Source organism: Nocardia sp. CA-128927 (assembly GCF_050955855.1).
GTDB lineage: Bacteria > Actinomycetota > Actinomycetes > Mycobacteriales > Mycobacteriaceae > Nocardia.
In genome coordinates this window covers 1,303,921-1,322,187 of the sequence record NZ_CP192087.1, presented here as the reverse complement: position 1 = coordinate 1,322,187, position 18,267 = coordinate 1,303,921, and the positions used below count along the sequence as shown (strand labels likewise).

The following is an 18,267-nucleotide window of genomic DNA, read 5'->3' as shown; positions in this document are numbered from 1 at the left end:
CTTTTGCCCCGATCCGGCGACCGATGTGAACGTGATACCGGCCGACTTAGGGGGAGCCTTGCCGAAAGTTCGTGCGACGGCGATCATTACCGCCGTCCTGATCGTCGTGGTGCTGGTCGCGGGCTGCACCAGACTGGTGGACGGCCGCGCCGTCTCGATCTACGACGACCCGTTCAAGGTGGCCGGATTGCCGACCACCGACGGCCCGAGCGGCCCACGAACCGGGGTCCCGGACAGCACGCTCACCGCCACCAACGGCGACGGCAGCGCCGAGGACACGCTGGCCCTCAACGCCGTCGACGACATCCAGACCTACTGGCACGCGGAATTCGGCAAGGAGTTCCAGAGCGGCGACTTCAAGCCGGTCGACACGCTGCTGTCCTGGAGCGCGAAGGCGCCACGCAGCGATGCCCGGGAATTCTGCAAGGAGACCACCTTTCACCTGGTGAACGCCGCGTACTGCCGACTCGACAACTCCATCGGCTGGGACCGCTCGGTGCTGCTGCCCGCCATGACGGACACCTTCGGCAAGATGGCGGTGGTCATGGTGCTCGCGCACGAATACGGGCACGCGGTGCAGACCATGGCCAGGCTCGTCGGCGCCAAAGACCCGGTGATCGTCAAGGAACAGCAGGCCGACTGCTTCGCGGGCGCGTTCATGCGCTCGGTCGCCGAGGGCAAATCCAAACACTTCACCATCAACACCTCCGACGGCCTCAATTCCGTCCTCGCCGCCACCGTCGCGATCCGCGACTCCGATCCCTCCGACCCGGAGAGCGTGCACGGCTCGGCCTTCGAACGCGTCACCGCGGTGCAGGCCGGTTTCACCGATGGCGCGAAGGGTTGCAAGCGCATCGATATGGACGAGATCAACCAGCGGCGTGGCGCTTTGCCGAAGACCTTCGACGGCGACACCGGCCGCGGCGAATACGAGATCAACAAGGAAACCCTGATCGAGCTCAGCAAGGCCCTCGCCGCCCTGCTGCCGACCAAGCCGTCGCCGACCTACGACTACTCCGGCGCGAAGATCGCCTGCCCGAGCGGCATCGCCACCGAACCGGTCAGCTACTGCCCGGACAAGAACACCATCGGCACCGATATCCCGTCGCTCGCCCAGCGCGGCACCTCGAACTGGGACGTCGACGACCCGCTGCCGCTGAAGGTGACCGGCGACTACAACGGCTACATCGTCTTCATCTCCCGCTACACCCTCGCGGTGCAGAAGAACCACGGGCAAGAACTGGTCGGCGCCAAGACCGGGCTGCGGGCGGCCTGCCTGTCCGGCGTGGTCACCGGCAAGCTCGCCGCACCGAACCGCCCCGCCTCGCAGGGTGACATCGGGCTGGCCGCAGGCGATCTCGACGAAGCGGTGTCCGGCCTGCTCACCGACGGGTTGGCGGCCAGCGATGTGACCGGCCAGACCGTGCCGAGCGGATTCGCCCGAGTGGACGCGTTCCGGGCGGGCGTGCTGTACGGCGAGAACACCTGCATGTCCCGGTATTCCTGAGCCGCAACGGTTTCAGCGGCCGAACGGTGGCGGCGCCGCGTGCTCGAAGCGCAGCACGCGGTTGCCGAGCATGACCTCGGCACCGGCCACCAGCACCATGGATTGGTTGGGGGCCAACCGAATCCAGTCGCGGTAGCCGGGCAAGCGGGTGCGCGTGCCGTTGGTGGAACCTCGATCCACCACGGTCACATCCCAATTCAACAGATGGATCTCGGCGTGGGCTCGGGACATGCCGCCCGAGGAGTCGTCCACCCGCAGCGGGACCAAACCGCGTTGCGCGGCATCGGAATGTTCTGGGTCGCGGCCGATCACGGCGTCCGCGGCCAGCACGTAGGTCATGCCGTCATCGAGGATCAGCATGCCGAGCGGCGGGCGGATCACCTCGATCAGCGCCTGGGTCTGGTCCACCGGCATGCCGCACACCGTGCAGAACGCCGCGCGCGGATCGCTGGGATGCGCTCTGGCGCACTTGAATCCCATCACCTTGACGGTGAGCGCGGTGGCCTTCGCCGTCGCCTCCAACCGGCGCTGCAACTCCGGATCGGGCGGTGGGGCCGGGGTGGTGCCGCCGATCTGGGTCTGCGCGCGATGCGGGTCCGGCTCCTCGTCGGGCCCGTGCGCGGCGGTCGAGGCCTGACTTCCGGTGTCCGGCTCCGGTTCTCGCTGCTGTTCCGGCGGGTCGTGATCGATCCGCGCGGTCGGCAGCGGCTCCTCGTCACCGCGTCGATGTGTTCCCGCGCGCGGCAGTCCCGACAGCGCGCGGGTCCGCACCTCGTCGGACCAGATGATCGCGCCGCCCGCCTGCGCGATGCCCTCGACCAGCCAGCCGATGCCGCGCTGTGCGGGCAGTTCGGGGATGCGGCCCTTCGCGTCGTCGACGAACAGTGCGACGGCCCGTGCTGGCACACCCGCTACCCGGTCCACGGTGAACGCCGCGTCACTGCCCCGATACCGCTCGACCGGACCGTCACCGGCCAGCACCGCGGTCACCGCGCCGTGCAGAAAGATCGCCACCCCACCGTTTTCCGCGGTGGACAGGATCCCGAAATCGATCGGCTCCCCCGGGCTGATCTGCTCGGCATGCTTCATCAGCCACCGCGTGGCCTGACGCGCTACCACCGCCCCCGGCCCCTTCGGCTCCTGCTCGGTCGCCTCGCGCACCAATTCGGCCAACGATTCCAAGGCGAGCACGGCGGGCGAATCCTGCGTCGGCCTGCCCGGCCCTCGATGCCCGACAACCACGACCGCCTCCGCGACGCGGACCACCGCATGACCACCGACGACGACCTCGACCTGCCGATCCATCAAAGGTATCGGTCTCTACCGAGAGCGCGGTTCGGGGTCGTCGTCACAGAAACCAGGGTATTGCAATCCCACAACTATCGACCCCCCTCCCAGGCGTCCGTCCGGTAACTTCAGTGGCAGCACGTGGAGGAAACGAGGGGCCCGTCATGGTTCGGACATCACGAATCGCGCTCACCGCGTCGTGTATCGCATTGGCTGGTCTTTTGACCGGGTGCGGTGGCGTACGGGGTACCGCTACCGCGGGCGAAGTCGACGTACGCCAGCTAGAAGTCGGCACCTACGCGGTCGACCGCCACCAGTACAACCAGGACCCCGGCGACAAGGCCGCGCTACTCGAGGGCATGCGGATGTCCGACGCGGTGGTGCCGACCGTGCAGGTCGACCCGTCGCTGAAGTTCGGCCGCGGCAGCACCGTGGTGGCCGACGCCGACCAGGCGCTCGATTTCGTCGCCAAGGCCTCCAAGCCGGTCTTCGACGACCGCAAGCTGATCACCGGCTACGCCGCGAGCGGCGCCGACAAGCCCGACCCGGCCGGGCAGACCAACCCGGCGCCCGACGCCACCGCGGTCACCGACGCGCTGTTCCGCTTCCCGGATCCGGCGATCGCGAAACTCGCCGCCCGCGAGCTCGAGGACGTCGACATCGCCATCTCGCCGGAGAACCGCAAACTTCCCTCGACCAAGTACCCGGACGCCTACATCCATTGGCGCCCAGGCGTTCCCACCGTCGGCACCTTCATGGCCTACAAGGAATTCGTCATCTCCCTGTTCATCCAGCGCCCGCGCGCCGACAGCGCCGACCTGGTGGGCTGGGTCGACAAGGCGCTCGCCGCGCAGGTCGCCCAGCTGGACAAGTTCCAGGCGACGCCGCAGGAGAAGATCAAGGACCTGAAGGTCGACCCCGACGGCCTGCTCGCCCGCGTCGCCGTCAGCGACCGCAAGAACCGCGCCCCCGACACCGCCACCTTCGCCATCTTCGGCCCGCACCACATGGTGCACCGCGCCGACGACGAATCCGCGCACCTGCGCCTGGTCGACGACGCGGGCGTCGACCACCAGGCCGTCGCCGACGACAGCTACGTCGCGCGCGCCAGGGACACCGCCGCCGCCCAGAAACTGGCCGACGGCCTGATGGAAAGCGAAGGCGCGCACTACGACACGCTCGGCGCACCCAAGGACGTGCCCGGCGCCAAATGCCTGCAGCTCAACAGCAAGGGCAACCCGGACCGCGAATACAAGTTCCGCTGCTATGTCTCGTACAAGCGTTATGTGGGTGTCGTGACCAGCGACAAAGAACCGGATGTCCGGCAGAAAGTGGCCGCCGAGTACGCGCTGCTGGCGAACAGTCTGTGAGGTCGGACCCCGAACGTTGTGATCAGGTATCGCGTCGACCGGTGACGTAGGATTCCGCGGGAAGCACAGTCGTCAGGGGAGGGATGTTGCAGCTCCGCGTGAACTCGATGCCGCGCCGGACGGCGTATGCACTGGTCATGGCGGCCACGCTGGCGATCGTCAGCGGCGGATGCGGGTCGGCTGAGCACGCCGCGGACGGCCCGGCCCCGGCCGTTGATCTCGGCAAGCTCGACGTGGGGAATTACGAGACGAAGCCGCGCCAATTGGGCACGGTGAAGAATCTCCAACAAGCCAAAACCATCGAGGCGGAACGACTCGGCAATTTCGTCCCGCCGCCGGTCGATATCGACCCCCGGTTCGTGCACAACGATCCGTTCATCGCAACGGTGTTCACCGATCCGAAGTACTCCATCGGCAAGATCATGGCCGTGGACCGGTTCGCCGAGGCGGCACCGGATTTCGTTTCCGGCTTCCTCAGTTTCGGCAGCACCGAAGAAGATTCCCGTGGCATCGATCTGATGAACGCGGTCATGATCTTCCCGGACGAGCAGAAGGCGGCCGACGCCGCCGTGGCGCTGGAGCGGGTCGATCTCGAGGCCGCCGAGCGCAACACAGCCGTGGCGATACCGAAGTACCCGGCGGCACACGCGCATTGGCAGCCGAACCAGCAATCGATCGGGTCCTGGTATGCCACCGGCAAATTCGTCGTCTATACGTGGATCTACGACTACCTGAAGATCCACATCGAAAAGGTCGATCTGCCCGCGCTGGTGGCGTTGGTGGAGCAGAGCCTCGACACGGTGGTTCCGTCGATCAGCAAGTTCAACCCGGCGCCGCTCGATCAACTGATGAGCCTGCAGATCGATGTGGACGGCATGCTGGATCGCACCATCGCCCGCCCGGCCGAGGACGGCTGGCTCAATCCGCCCGGGGCGTACAACGGCCACACCGCAATCCATTTCCTCAGCGACCTGGGCGATCGCAAAGCCATGGAGGAAGTCGGCGTGGACCGGTTCGCGACGAACGGAGTCGATCTCTATCGCGCCAGGGACGGCGCCGCCGCGGCGGTACTGCGGAAAGAGTTCGGTGGCGTCACGAAGAAGTTCACCGGGGCCGAGCCACCGGCGAATCTTCCTGCCGCCGAGTGCAAAGAGTACATCGGACGGCAGAACCTCGCGATCCGCTTCTACTGCTCGGTGTCCTACGGCCGCTACGCCGCATTCTCGGCGTCACACCAGTTGCTCGACGCACAACAGCGGATTTCCGCGGAGTACGCATTGCTGGTGAATTCCAAATGAGGCGCGCCATCATGCTGTCCTTCGCCGCCTTGTTGGCGACCGTCGTCACCGCCTGCGGATCGACCATGTCCGGGACATCGCAGCCCGCCGAAATCGACATTCGTAAGCTCGACACCGGTTCCTATCCCACCGAGCCGCTCAATGCGCACGATGACGACTACCAACCCGATTTCATCACGATGCCGCACATCGCCGCGATGCGGTTGTCGGACTACGTGTTACCCGCCTTTGAAATCGATCCGAGCCTGAAATACGGCCAACTGCCCGCCGAGATATCCCGCGGACTGCCGCCCAGCGAACTGGGTGACGAAGGCGCCATGAAAGCGGTCGCCGCGCGGAACAAGCTGCTGTTCGGCTTCCGGACAACCGGTTTCGACCAGAAGACCTCGATCATCGCGGCCGACTGGCCGAGAAAGACGACGCAGCGCGCGACGACCATCTCCACCATGGTCATGCAGTTTCCCGACGCGGCGCGGGCGGCAACGGCCGCAACCGAGTTCTACGACGCGGATCTGGGCGCCAACCGGGAGCAGAACCAGCCGGTGCCATTGCCCAAATACAATGCCGCCCACGCACACTGGCGGCCGGGCACGCCGTTTCTGCGCACCACCCTCGCGCACGGGCCCTACGTCGTCGCGTTCCTCGTCTCCACCCGCGAGCCGGACCTGACCGCACTTACCGCGCTGGCCGAGAAGTCCTATGACGCACAGCTTCCCGTGCTGGACCAGCTGAAGCCGCTCACCGACGAAGAGTTGTTCCAATTGCCATGGGACACCGACCATCTGCTGAGCCGCGCGCTGAATCCGAACAAGTTCGAGCGGCCCGCCGTCGGCAGTCAAGCGCTCTACAATCTGCGCGGCGTCATCCAATACGCCGATGACCTGAGTATCGCGAAGCAACGCTTCAGCGCGATGAACGCGGACCGCTTCGCCGTTTCCGATGGCACGATCGTCGTCCGCACGCCGGATTCGGCGGCGGCCAAGAAGATTGTTGCCGAAAGGCTCACCCCCGCACCGGTGGCGCGCGACGCCGATGCCCCACCGAATGTGCCGGATTCGATCTGTATCGAGAACAAACGCGATGACTTCGACTTCGATATGAAGCGATTCACCTGTGTCGTCGCCTATCGCCAATACGCGGGATTCGTGACCGGCAACCAGTTACTGGATGTGCAGCAACGCGCCGCCGCGCAGTACGCAATCTTCGCGAACAGCCGGTAATGCGACGCACCGAGCCGAATCCGAGCGGTCAAGTATGCTGCCGCGTGGGGAGCACCGACTCAGGAGATTGTGGATCATGGCGATAAGCCCCGGCACTATCGTGGGCGGGTACCGCGTCCAGGGCGTGCTCGGTGCGGGCGGCATGGGCACGGTCTACCTGGCCAAACATCCCAGTCTGCCGCGCATGGACGCGCTGAAGGTACTCAGCGGCGAACTCAGCAACGACCACGAGTTCCGCACCCGCTTCGAGCGCGAGGCCAATCTCGCCGCCGGGCTCGACCATCCGAACATCGTGGCGGTCTACAACCGCGGCGAAGAAGACGGCCAGCTGTGGATCGCCATGCAGTACGTCGACGGCACCGATGCCTCGGCCGAGTTGGCCCGCGACCGGCATTCGATGAATCCGCTACGCGCACTGCGCATCACCACCGAGGTCGGCAAGGGCCTCGACTACGCGCACCGAAAAGGCCTGCTGCACCGCGACGTCAAGCCCGCCAACTTCCTGCTCTCCGCCACCGAGGGTGACGAGGAACGCGTGCTGCTCACCGATTTCGGCGTCGCCAAGTCCAACGACGACACCACCGAGCTCACCCAGACCGGCAGCTTCGTCGCCACCATCGCCTACGCCCCGCCCGAGCAGCTGGTCGGCGGGCACCTCGACCATCGCGCCGATATCTACAGCCTGGCCTGCGCCTTCTTCAAGCTGCTCACCGGCCGAAACCCGTACCCGGCACCGCAACCCGCGCTGGTCATGATGGGTCACCTGCACGAGCCGCCGCCGCTGGCCACCGCGGTCGACCCCGGCCTGCCGCTCGCCATCGACCACGTCTTCGCCCGAGCACTGGCGAAGGACCCCACCCAGCGTTTCAACACCTGCCGCGAATTCACCGACGCGGCCGCGAGCGCCCTCACCCCCGGCTACAACCCGGTGCCCACCAGTACCTCGCCCACCTATCCGATCCAGGTCTTCGACCCACGGCCGAATACCGATCCGCGCGTTGCCGTCTCGGCGCCACACGCGCTTGCGACCACTCCGCCGAGCTCCCGCAAACGCTGGGTCATCGGCGCGGGCGTCGGCGCCGTCGTGGTCGCCCTGGCGGCGGGCATCGGGATCTGGGAGTTCGGCGGCAACGACTCCCCCGGCACCGACACCCCCATCGCGGCCAGCTCCACTGTCGCGGTCAGTTCGTTGCCGTCGATCGAACAGGCGCGAGCCACCAACCCTGCCTTCCGTGGCAAGACCATCACGGTGGTGGATGTGCCACGCACGACCGGTCCGAGCAAACAGGTGTCGATCTTCCTGGGCGGCACCGCGCAGACAAAGTTCCTCGAGGACCTGGGCTTCGTCTACAACTTGAACTACCTCAAGCAGGGGGACGAGCCGTCCCTGCGAGCGCTGCCGAGCTCGGGCTCGCTCGAGACGACGTCCGACAGCTACGTTCTCGCGGTCCGGACCGACGAGGAGGCCGGCGGCGGCGGGCTGCGCGGCCTGCCCTACCAGGTCGCGGGCACCCGAGCCACCGTCATCCCGCTGGACGATCCCGAGGCGGTGGGCGCATTCCGGAATTGGACGCCAGCCTCGGAACAGGTACTTCTCGACAAGTTGGTTCCGCTGCTGCAGAAGCGGGTCAAGTAGTCCGCGCGGGACAACAGTTCAAAACTGTATATACCCCTGAGCTTTCCGCTGATAACCTCCGGGCGATTACTCCAGGCTGCAAACAAGACGTCGCCGCGAAAAGGTTTCAGTGTGCTCCGCACCATCGAACCACTGGTTTTCGTGTCGATATCCCTGCGATCTGCTGTAGCGGCGACCATAGTGGTTGGGTAAGGTATACGCAGCCAGCCCACTCGCCAATCAGGACATCAGCGAGCAGGGGGAAGGAGGGGAGCCGAGCGCTGGCGTTGCAAGCATGCCAAGATGATCACGTCCGTGACCTGGCGAGCGGCCCGTATGCGGCCCCGACAGCACGGATGAGCAGGCAAAGGACACTGGGGCCTGATCTCCGTTGGGGGAGATCCAAACTTTCTCGAGTCGGATGGAACCGATCAGGCCTATCGAGCGTCCAATCAGATGTACAGGCCAACTGGGGGCTTCTGCCGTTGGCCGAGACGGGAAACCGAGAGGAGCCGAAATGGCAGGACAGCTTGAAGCGAATGACGAGGCCATCGCCAAGTTTGCAGATAACTGCAGGCAGCGCCACCTCGATCTGCAGAACGCGATCACCGCGCTGAACACCAAGTCGGATGACACCACCGCGACCTGGCAGGGCCAGGCCCGGGCCGCGTTCGATTCGCTCATGGACAACTACTTCGCCCAGGCGCGGAAGCTGAACGACCAGCTGGACCAGACCTCCGACAAGCTGACCAAGGCCGGCAAGGCCTTCTCGGCTCAGGACGAGCAGTTCGCCCAGCAAGTGGCGGCACAGGCATCCAGCCTGGACCTCCCCTAATCGATCAGCCGAACCACCAGATACAAGGAGAAGCTCCAGATGGCAGCAAACGATCCAGGCACAATTGCCTCTAACTTCGGCGCCGTCGAAGCAGGCGCCCAGTCCATCGTGTCCGAAGCCCGGAACATCACGAGCATGCTCGAGGATTTCCACAAGCAGGTCACCGACTTCGTGACCAACTACTGGAAGGGTGACGCGAACGACGCGTTCGCCCAGCTCCAGACGCAGTGGAACACGAGCGTCACCCAGCTGAACGCCACGCTGGAGACCGCTGGCCGGGCCGTCAGCACCGGCAACACGGACCTGCAGAGCACCGACACCAACCTCGCAGGCCTTTTCTGAGATCCTGTCTCGGTCAATTCGGGCCCCCGGCAAGCAATTGCCGGGGGCCCGAATTATGTGCGGGGAGTTTCCGGGGTGTGCGGCAGCAATGTTGTGCTGCCGCAGCGGAATTCACTGGATAACGCGCACCGAACTACCGAATTTCTCACACGTAGTCGATAAAGACTGCCAGTCGTCGCCGATGTATTGGCAACCGATGCTGACCTGAGTTCCATACTCCAGCAACACATGCCAGCGAACGACGGATCCGTCGCCGGGTAGTTCGGTATAGGCGAGGGTGGAGCGGCCGCCGTAGACGACATCGCGTTTCAGGTCGGACATCACGCCGGTGGGGCGTTGACTCATCTGGGTCTCGAGCTTCGCCGCGACCTGCTCGTAGCTCGCACCCGGAGCGACCGGGGTTTGCGTCACTGTGACGCGAAGGCGGGCACCGTCGTCCGGGGAGAGATCCACCCGGGAATTGCCGGTGGCGTCGGGCGGCGACGCGATATGCCAGCCTGCCGGGACTTGAAAGCGGATGCGGCCGTAGGTTTCCGGCGCGGCGGCGACAGTGGTCGTCGGCGCGGCGACGGTGCTGCTCGGTGCCGGTTCGCTGCTCGGGGCCGAGGTAGCGGGCGCGGCGGTCGGGCTGTCATCGGACCTGTTCAGGAAGACCACGCCACCAACAACGACCGCCGCGACCACGACCACCGCGGCGATGGCCGCGCCCACATAACCGACGCCGCCGCGGCGGGGCTGCTGGGCGGCTGCGCGTTCGCGCAGCGGCTGCATCCACTCGGCCTGCGGCAGCGCGGTCGGCAACTCCGACTGGTGGATCGGTTCGGTCTGGTGACCACGGATGAGATCGGGCCCGGTAAGCGCACGCAGCCCGACATTCGGCCCGCACCGCTGCTGAACGGCCGCGCGGAGCAGGTCGAGCTTCCCCGCATCGGTGACGCCGATGGATTGCGCGAGATCGGCGGGCTGCCCGTCGAGCAGCCGATCGATCAGCGCGCACAGGTCGGTGAAGCCCTGCGATTCCGGCAGTATCTCCGCGAGCGCGAGAGTTGGCTGGTGCTCGCAGGATTCGATGTGCACGCCCTCGTGGCTGCGAATGACCGCGGTGGCCGTGGTGGTGAGGGCGCCGAACTCCAGCACCAGCGTGCGACGGCTGTGGCTGGTGCCCTCGTCCGCCGCGACCGCCCGCGCCGCCAAGTCCTCGAACACGACGTCCGGGGTGAACCGACGAGCCGCCTGATCCAGGACGGCGCGACGCGACGCACCCCATTCGGTCGGACAGATCAGGGTGATCCGGTCGCACGGCGCGGCGACCCGCAGGTTCTCCAGCACCGCGGCGAACACGGCGGTCACCGCGTCGACGACGGACGGGACACGGGGCACCAACGCGATGGCCTCGGCGGGCACGTACTGCACCGCCGAACTCACCTGGGTCGGCGGTGTCAGCGACTCACCGACCACCAGATCGAACCCGTTGCTGCCCAGCACGATCGACGGCGGCACGTCCCAGTGCGTCGTCGCACCACGGGCCCAGACGCGCGTGTCGGTGACCACCAGCTCGACGGTGGACATCAGGTTTGCGGCATCCAGGCCGTCTGGATCAGACCCTCGCTATTTCTGGTGACGTACGTGCCACGCCCCGGCGGCATCGGACTCGGCCGGGTCGTGCCCATCAGCGAACCCTCGTCACGACTGCAGCTCATGATCAGACCGGCCGACCCGAGGTCCTTCATCCTGGCCAGCGTCGCCTCGAACATGGCGCGACCCGCGCCACCGGAACGCCGCGCGATGATCAGATGGAAGCCGAGGTCACGGGCGTGCGGCAGGTGTTCCACCAACGCCTGGACCGGATTGCCGCTGGAGGTGGACACCAGGTCGTAATCGTCGACGATCACGTACAACTCGGGCCCGCTCCACCACGAACGGTCCCGCAGCTGCTGCGGCGTCACATCCGGGCCCGGCGTGCGCTTGCTGACGTACGCGGCGAGATCGGCCATGTTCTGCGTGAACTGAGGCGCGGTCGAGCCGTAACCGGCGAGATGACCCTCGGGCACCATGCCGAGCATCGAACGCCGGTAGTCGCCCATGATGATCCGCGCCTGGTCCGGGGTATTCGACGCTGCGATGCCCTCGACGATGGAGCGCAGCAGCGTCGTCTTTCCCGACTCGGTATCGCCGATGATGATGAAGTGCGGGCTCTCGGCGAAGTCGATGTAGACCGGGGCCAACTCGGATTCGTTGATACCGATCGGGATTCGCGTGCACTTCACCGACTGGTCGACCTGGGTCGGCCAGTTGCCCGCCAGGTAGAGCAGCTGCTCGCGCGGGAGCTCTTCCGGCAGCATGCGCACCGGCGGCGCCGGGCGGCCCGGCGTCAGGCGGGCCATGGTCGCGACCGCGTCGCCGACCGCCTGGCCGATATTGGTCGGGTCCGAGCTGCCGTCGATGCGCGGCAGGCCGGTCAGCATGTGCAGGCAGTCCGGCGTCATACCGCGGCCGGGGCGGCCCTGCGGGACCATCGCGGCGAACTTGCGGCCGAGGTCGGAGTCCATCGGATCGCCGAGTCGCAGTTCGATTCTGGTGGCGATCTGATCCTTCAGCGCGGGCCGCGCCTCCGCCCATCGGTTGAGCGCGATGACGATGTGCACGCCATACGACAGACCCTGCACCGCCAGGTTCATGATCACCTGTTCGAGCAGCTCGAAGTCCTGGCGGATGGAGCCGAAGCCGTCGATCACCAGGAACACATCGCCGAACGGATCCTCGTGCGCACCGGTCGCGGCCGGGCTGCTGGCCGGATCCATGGCGCGCAGGCGACGGAACTCCGTCATCGACTCGATGCCGAGCTGGCGGAACCGCGCCTCACGCGTGCGCACGATGGTGGTCATCTCGGCGATGGTCCGCCGCACCTGGTCCGCGTCCAATCGGCTTGCGACAGAACCGACATGGGGCAGACCCTGCAGGCTCATCAGCGTGCCGCCACCGAAGTCGAGGCAGTAGAACTGCACCTGCTCGGCGGTGTGCGTCAGCGACATGGCCATGATCAGCGTGCGCAGCGCGGTCGACTTGCCGGACTGCGGGCCGCCGACGATGGCGACGTTGCCGCGTGCGCCGGACAGGTCGACCACCATCGGGTCACGCCGCTGGTCGTACGGCCGGTCGACGATGCCGATAGGCGCGCGCAGCGTGGCCACCGCGGCGTACTCGCCGGTGAGGATCGAGCGCGGGATGAGCTGATCGAGCGTCGGCGCCTCGTCCAACGGCGGCAGCCAGATCTCGTGTGCGGGACGGCCGTGGCTGTTGATCCGCGAGACCAGCATGGCCACGTTGGAGACCTGCTCGCCGTCGTCGCCCTGATGCTCGCTCTCGCCGGGCTCGGCGGGCAGCGGAACCCGGTCCACCGCACGGAAATCCACGTGCGTGGCGGTGAACGGCCGGGCCTTGATATCGATGTCGCCGGATTGGGTGGCGACGGTGATGTCGCGCTGCGAGCCGCCGCCGACATACGGACCGGAGACATAGGAGGCCTGGAACCGGACGATCTCGCCGGAGTCCGACTTCAGGTAGCCGCCACCGGGGTTGTTCGGCAGGTTGTAGGCGTCGGGGACACCGAGGACCTGGCGGGATTCGTTGGCAGAGAAGGTCTTCAGGCCGATCCGGTAGGAAAGGTGGCTCTCCAGACCCTTCAGCTTGCCCTCTTCCAGGCGCTGCGAGGCGAGCAGCAGATGCACGTGCAGCGAGCGGCCGAGCCGGCCGATCATCACGAACAGTTCCGCGAAATCCGGGTGCTGGGTGAGCAGTTCGGAGAACTCGTCGAGCACCACGAACAGCGCGGGCAGCGGATCGAGGTCGGCGCCCGCCGCGCGGGCCTTCTCGTATTCGGAGACGTTGGCGAAGTTGCCCGCGGCGCGCAGCACCTCCTGGCGGCGGTTCATCTCACCGGCCAGCGCGTCTTTCATCCGGTCGACGAGGTCGGCCTCTTCTTCCAGGTTGGTGATGACGGCCGCGACGTGCGGCACGCTGTCCAAGCCGAGGAAGGTCGCGCCGCCCTTGAAGTCGACGAGCACCAGGTTGAGCTGGTCCGGCGAATGGGTGGCGAGCAGGCTGAGCACCAGCGTGCGCAGGAACTCCGACTTACCGGAACCGGTGGCGCCGATGCACAGACCGTGCGGGCCCATGCCGTTCTCGGCGGCTTCCTTGATATCGAGTTCGACCGGCAGGCCGTCGGCGCCGACGCCGAAGGCGACTCGCAGCCGCTCCCGGCCGTAGCGCGGCCGCCAGGCGTGTTCGGGGTTGAACATGCCGATGTCGCCGAGGCCCATCAGCTGACTCCAGGTCGAAATGACCTCGGAGTCATCGGTTTCCACGTCGCTGCTGCGCTGGGTCGCGGCGCGGTACGGCGCGAGCCTGCGGGCCACCTGCTGCGCCTGCTGCGGGCTGATCCGGTCGATCAGCGCGAAGCGCTCCTGGTTACCGGTCGCGCCGCGGCCGACGCACTCGCCGTTCTCCACGATCATCTTGATGCCGCGCGACACCGCCAACCGCGGTGCGTATCCGCACAGGTCGATGATGGTGACGCCCTCATAGCCGGACTCGCGCAGCTGATCGTCCTCGGCCTCGAGCAGGCCGCCGTCGACGATGATCACGATGTGCACCATGTTGGCGTTGGCAGGCTGGTTGCGCGAGTACCGGACCCGGTTGCCGAGCAGCGGCTGCAAGCCCGCCATGGCCTCCCGGATCGAGCCGTAGAACATCCGCTGAGTGCCGATGCCGTCCTGCGCGTCGGGGTGCTGGGTGTGCGGGAGCCACTTGGTCCACTCCCACTCGCGCGCGGTGTCCGGGCCGCAGACCACCGCGACGAGCACCTGGTCCGGCGCCTGGAACATGCACAGCTGCAACAGCATCGCGCGCGTCATGTCCCTGGCCTCGACCCGGTCGCCGTCCAGCGCGATGGTCGCGAAGCCCTTGACCGCGATCGCGGTCGGCAGGTCGGGCACGGTCGAGTGCGCGCGCACGAAACGGCGCAGCGAGACGGCCGCGATCGGCTCCAGCTCCTCGACCGGTCCGGTCTCCGGCGCGACCAGGCGGGTCGCCAGCCGCTGCCCGCCGACGCCGATGCGGGCGTGGCAGAAATCCTTGTCGCCGGCCCGGCGCTCCCACATCCGGCTGGTGCCCGCGAGCATCCAGACCAGGCCGGGCTCTGGGTGGCTCCACTCGACCGAGGCGCGCTGCTGGGTCGAGGTGTTGTCGACGTCGCGGCGCACCTGATCCAGATAACGCAGATAGTCCTTGCGGTCCTCGTTCGCCTCGGCGGCCTTCGCCCCCTTGCCACCGCCCTGACCGGCGAACATGCCGACCATCGAGAACATCATCATCAGCGGGAACATCATGCTCATCGGGTTGGACCCGATGCCGCCGCCCTGGGTGAACAGCAGCGCCATCATGCCGACCATGCCGATGATCATCACGACCGGCATCAGCTTCATCAGCAGATTGCCCGGCGTCACCCGGGGGATCTCGGGCGGCGGCTGCAGGGTGACCTCGCCGCCGGGCGAACGCGGCATCTCCCGGCGCGCGCGACGCTGGAACCGGACGGTACTCATTCCTCCGCCTCGCTAGCGCTCGGCTCCGGAATGTGCACGGCACACTGGCACATGATTCGGTCGCGATGCTCCCTCATGGTGCGAGAATCCCCCTCCTCGACTGCTGTGATTCCGGCTCAGTGTAGAGGCCGTGCCCGACATGTCGTACAGTTCGACCAGCATTCTGCTGCCCGAACCGTGGGTTCGCAAACTCGACGTAGGGTCTCGGGTTTGCGAAAATACGAGGTAGAAGACGAGTTGGGGGAAGCTTGACGCACGCGCGACTTGACCACATCGATGAAAACTCCTCGCACGGCATCGTCCGCGCACCGGACCTCGCCCGGGTGACCATCCTCGCCAAGCACACCCAGGTGGACATGGCGATCCCGGTCGACGTGCCTGTCGCACTGGTGATCCCGAGCGTCGTCGACATGGTCGCACAGCACAGCCGCACCAACGACTTCGACAACGAGGGCGAGCGCTTCGAGCCCGCCGAGTGGGTGCTGGCGCGCATCGGTCATCCCCCCTTCTCCAATTCGCTGAGCCTCGGCGAGCACGGTGTCCGCGACGGCGAGCTGCTCATGTTGGAGAGCGCCTCGCACACCGCGCCGACGCCGCTGTTCGACGACATCATGTACAACGTCGCGATCGCCGACACCGACCATTACCGCAGCTGGACCCCGAAGGTCGCGCGGATCACCGGTTCGGTGCTCGCGGCACTCACCATGCTGGTCGGCTGTCTCGGCCTGCTCCTCTCTCCCGGCTCGCTGCCCTACTGGGTCAGCGGTTCGGTCGCGCTCGCCGTGACGATCCTGCTGGTGGTCGCGGCCATGGTGCTCAGCCGGATGTACGGCGACACCTCGACGGCACTGGTGCTCGGCGGCTGCGCGCTACCGACCGCGTTCACCGCGGGCATGCTCTACGTGCCCGACCATTACGGCTGGCCGCACATCCTGCTCGGCTCCGTATTGCTCGGCGCCACCGCGGTATTGGCGTGGCGGGTGAGCGGCGTCGGGCTCGCGCTGTTCATCGGCGCGACCACCCTCGCGGTGTACGCGGTGCCCGCCGCGCTGGTCGGGCTGCTCACCGCGCAGCCGGAACGCGCGATCGGCGCGGGCGCCGCGGCGCTCGGCCTGGCCGGCCTCGCCCTGGCACCGCGGATCTCCATGCTGCTCGCCAAGCTGCCGCTGCCGCCGGTCCCGTCGCCGGGCACCCCGATCGACCCCACCGAGGACGACCCCGACGATCACCGTGCCCTGCCGACCATGGAGGCACTGCGGGTGAAGTCGGAGCGAGCCCGGATGTACCTGGCCGGCCTGGTCGCCGCGACCACCCTGGTCACCGTCGTCGGCGCGCTGGCCGCCACCGACCCGCGGGCGGACGATCCGTACTGGCAGGGCATCGCCCTCGCGCTGGTGTGCGCGGCCGTGCTGATGTTCCGCAGCCGCACCTACGCGGGCGCCGAACAAGCTGTCGTGCTCATCGCGGGCGGCGCGGGCATCGTGCTGATCATGTTGGTGGGGGCCGGTTTCGCGATGGACCAGCCGCTCGCGGTGTTCGGCGCCGCGATGGTCATCCTGATCGCCGCGCTGATCCTCGGCCTCGTCATCCCGAACCAGTCGGCTACCCCGCCGATGCGCCGCGCCGTCGAACTACTCGAGTACGCCTTCGTGGCCGCCGTTCTCCCCCTGGTGTTCTGGGTGGCCAGCCTCTACTCCCTCGTCCGCGGGCTGTGAACCGGATCCTGCGCACCGGCGCGGCGGCAGCGGTGCTCGCGCTGAGCATGTCGTTCGGGTTGGGCGCGAGTCAGGGTGTGGCACATGCGGATCGGCCGCCGCCGGTCAATCCGGGCGCGCTGCTACCCGGCGACCCGGCGCGGCCGCCGGACAAGACCGAACATCCGGCCAACTCGCCCTGCTACTCCACCCAGCAGGGCGGCGAAGGCCCTACCGTGCCTGCTCCGCAACTGTCCCTCGGTCTGAAGCGAGCGCAGGAGTTCTCCCGGGGTGATGGCCAGCTCATCGCGGTCATCGACACCGGCGTCGCCCGTCATCCGCGGCTGCCCGATGTCGAGGCGGGCGGCGACTACGTGGCCGATCCCGGCGACGGCGTCAGCGAGGACTGCGATGCGCACGGCACCGTCGTCGCGGGCATCATCGCCGCGAAACCGGTAGACGGACAAGGCTTTTCCGGGGTCGCGCCGGACGCGCGCATCCTGTCGATTCGCCAGACCAGCGCGCTGTACGAGATACCGGGCAGGCAGGACAAGCGGCCCGAGGACCCGGCCAAGGGCTACGGCAATATCAATGCGCTCGCGTCGGCCATCCGCCGCGCCGCCGACCGGCATGCCTCGGTCATCAACATCTCCCTGGTTTCCTGCGTACCCGGCAGCCAGCAGCCCGACGACGCCGCGGTCGGTGCCGCGGTGCGCTACGCGACCCTGGAGATGAACTCCGTCGTGGTGGTCGCCGCGGGAAACACCGACGACAAGTGCAAGGGAGGCAACCCCAACGTCATCGATCCGCTGCATCCCGAGAACGATCCGTGGAAGAACCTCACCACCAACGTCACGCCCGCCCGCTTCGATGACTACGTGCTGTCTGTCGGATCGATCGACAACAACGGCGCGCCTTCGAAATTCACCGTCCCCGGCCCGTGGGTCGGCATCGCCGCACCCGGCGAGAACATCGTCTCGCTCGATCCCCGCGGCACCGGCACCATCACCGGCAAGTACGAGGGTGAACAGCTGGTACCCCTCAACGGCACCAGCTTTGCCGCGCCTTACGTGTCCGGTGTGGTCGCGTTGGTCCGCGCCCGCTTCCCCGAGCTGAGCGCACTCGAGGTGATCAAGCGCATCCAGGCCACGGCGCACGCACCCGGCGAGGGTTGGAACTCCTACGTCGGCTACGGCGCGATCGACCCGGTCGCGGCGCTCACCGCCGAAACCACGAAACCGCTACCGCCGAAACGGCCCACCGCGCCGAAGCAGGTGCAACTCGCGGTGCCCGCCCCGGCGCCGCCCCCGGACAACCACGCCCGCAACATCGCGCTGATCGGCAGCGGCACCGTCGCCATCCTGCTGATTCTCGGCATGCTCGCGTCCTTCCCGATCCGCCGCCGATTCGGCGTATCCGGCGACGACATGTAGTCGGCGAGACACACCGACCTCAACGGTTGCTGTTCCGGCCGTCGGGTACGGCTCGGCTCGGCGACT

General features: G+C 67.2%; 12 protein-coding genes. 9 read left to right on the top strand and 3 right to left on the bottom strand.

Annotation, left to right across the window (positions count from 1 at the left end; all coding sequences use genetic code 11):
• The first annotated feature begins 58 nt into the window (after positions 1–58).
• On the top strand, positions 59–1,507 hold the full coding sequence (locus tag ACQPW1_RS06090) for a metallopeptidase (protein ID WP_433661760.1): 1,449 nt from the start codon (positions 59–61) through the stop codon (positions 1,505–1,507).
• 12 nt (positions 1,508–1,519) lie between these two features.
• Here ACQPW1_RS06090 and ACQPW1_RS06085 read toward each other — a convergent pair whose 3' ends face one another.
• Complete coding sequence (locus tag ACQPW1_RS06085) at positions 1,520–2,812, bottom strand: FHA domain-containing protein (RefSeq protein WP_433661759.1); 1,293 nt, start codon at positions 2,810–2,812, stop codon at positions 1,520–1,522.
• 146 nt (positions 2,813–2,958) lie between these two features.
• On the opposite strand from ACQPW1_RS06085, the gene ACQPW1_RS06080 reads away from it, so the two are divergent.
• The 6 genes from ACQPW1_RS06080 (at position 2,959) to ACQPW1_RS06055 (ending at position 9,474) form a co-directional block, all read left to right on the top strand.
• Positions 2,959–4,164: a DUF7373 family lipoprotein gene (locus tag ACQPW1_RS06080; RefSeq protein WP_433661758.1), complete on the top strand. Its 1,206-nt coding sequence runs from the start codon at positions 2,959–2,961 to the stop codon at positions 4,162–4,164.
• 83 nt (positions 4,165–4,247) lie between these two features.
• The gene (locus ACQPW1_RS06075; RefSeq protein ID WP_433661757.1) at positions 4,248–5,462 is read left to right on the top strand and encodes a DUF7373 family lipoprotein; all 1,215 of its coding nucleotides are present in this window, start codon (positions 4,248–4,250) and stop codon (positions 5,460–5,462) included.
• Positions 5,459–6,682, top strand: a complete 1,224-nt coding sequence (locus ACQPW1_RS06070) for a DUF7373 family lipoprotein (protein WP_433661756.1) — start codon at positions 5,459–5,461, stop codon at positions 6,680–6,682. Before ACQPW1_RS06075 ends, ACQPW1_RS06070 begins: the two co-directional genes overlap by 4 nt.
• Before the next feature lie 76 nt (positions 6,683–6,758).
• Positions 6,759–8,318 carry a protein kinase domain-containing protein gene (locus ACQPW1_RS06065; RefSeq protein ID WP_433661755.1) on the top strand — a complete coding sequence of 520 codons (1,560 nt, stop codon included), beginning with the start codon at positions 6,759–6,761 and terminating at the stop codon, positions 8,316–8,318.
• 496 nt (positions 8,319–8,814) lie between these two features.
• Entirely contained in the window at positions 8,815–9,132 is a 318-nt protein-coding gene (locus ACQPW1_RS06060) for a WXG100 family type VII secretion target (RefSeq protein ID WP_433661753.1), read from the top strand.
• 39 nt (positions 9,133–9,171) lie between these two features.
• Positions 9,172–9,474, top strand: coding sequence for a WXG100 family type VII secretion target (locus ACQPW1_RS06055; protein WP_433661752.1), 303 nt, complete (start codon positions 9,172–9,174; stop codon positions 9,472–9,474).
• A 111-nt stretch (positions 9,475–9,585) separates the two neighbouring features.
• On the opposite strand, the gene ACQPW1_RS06050 is transcribed toward ACQPW1_RS06055, so the two are convergent.
• Together ACQPW1_RS06050 and eccCa are read right to left on the bottom strand one after the other, a co-directional pair.
• The gene (locus ACQPW1_RS06050; protein ID WP_433661750.1) at positions 9,586–11,043 is read right to left on the bottom strand and encodes a type VII secretion-associated protein; all 1,458 of its coding nucleotides are present in this window, start codon (positions 11,041–11,043) and stop codon (positions 9,586–9,588) included.
• Positions 11,043–15,074 carry a type VII secretion protein EccCa gene (gene eccCa, locus ACQPW1_RS06045; RefSeq protein WP_433661749.1) on the bottom strand — a complete coding sequence of 1,344 codons (4,032 nt, stop codon included), beginning with the start codon at positions 15,072–15,074 and terminating at the stop codon, positions 11,043–11,045. The genes ACQPW1_RS06050 and eccCa overlap by 1 nt, the downstream gene beginning before the upstream one ends.
• Positions 15,075–15,322: 248 nt before the next feature.
• Between eccCa and eccD the strand changes: the two genes are divergently transcribed.
• Together eccD and mycP are read left to right on the top strand one after the other, a co-directional pair.
• Positions 15,323–16,789, top strand: a complete 1,467-nt coding sequence (eccD, locus tag ACQPW1_RS06040) for a type VII secretion integral membrane protein EccD (RefSeq protein ID WP_433661748.1) — start codon at positions 15,323–15,325, stop codon at positions 16,787–16,789.
• The gene (gene mycP, locus ACQPW1_RS06035; RefSeq protein ID WP_433661747.1) at positions 16,786–18,201 is read left to right on the top strand and encodes a type VII secretion-associated serine protease mycosin; all 1,416 of its coding nucleotides are present in this window, start codon (positions 16,786–16,788) and stop codon (positions 18,199–18,201) included. Before eccD ends, mycP begins: the two co-directional genes overlap by 4 nt.
• Positions 18,202–18,267: the final 66 nt, after the last annotated feature.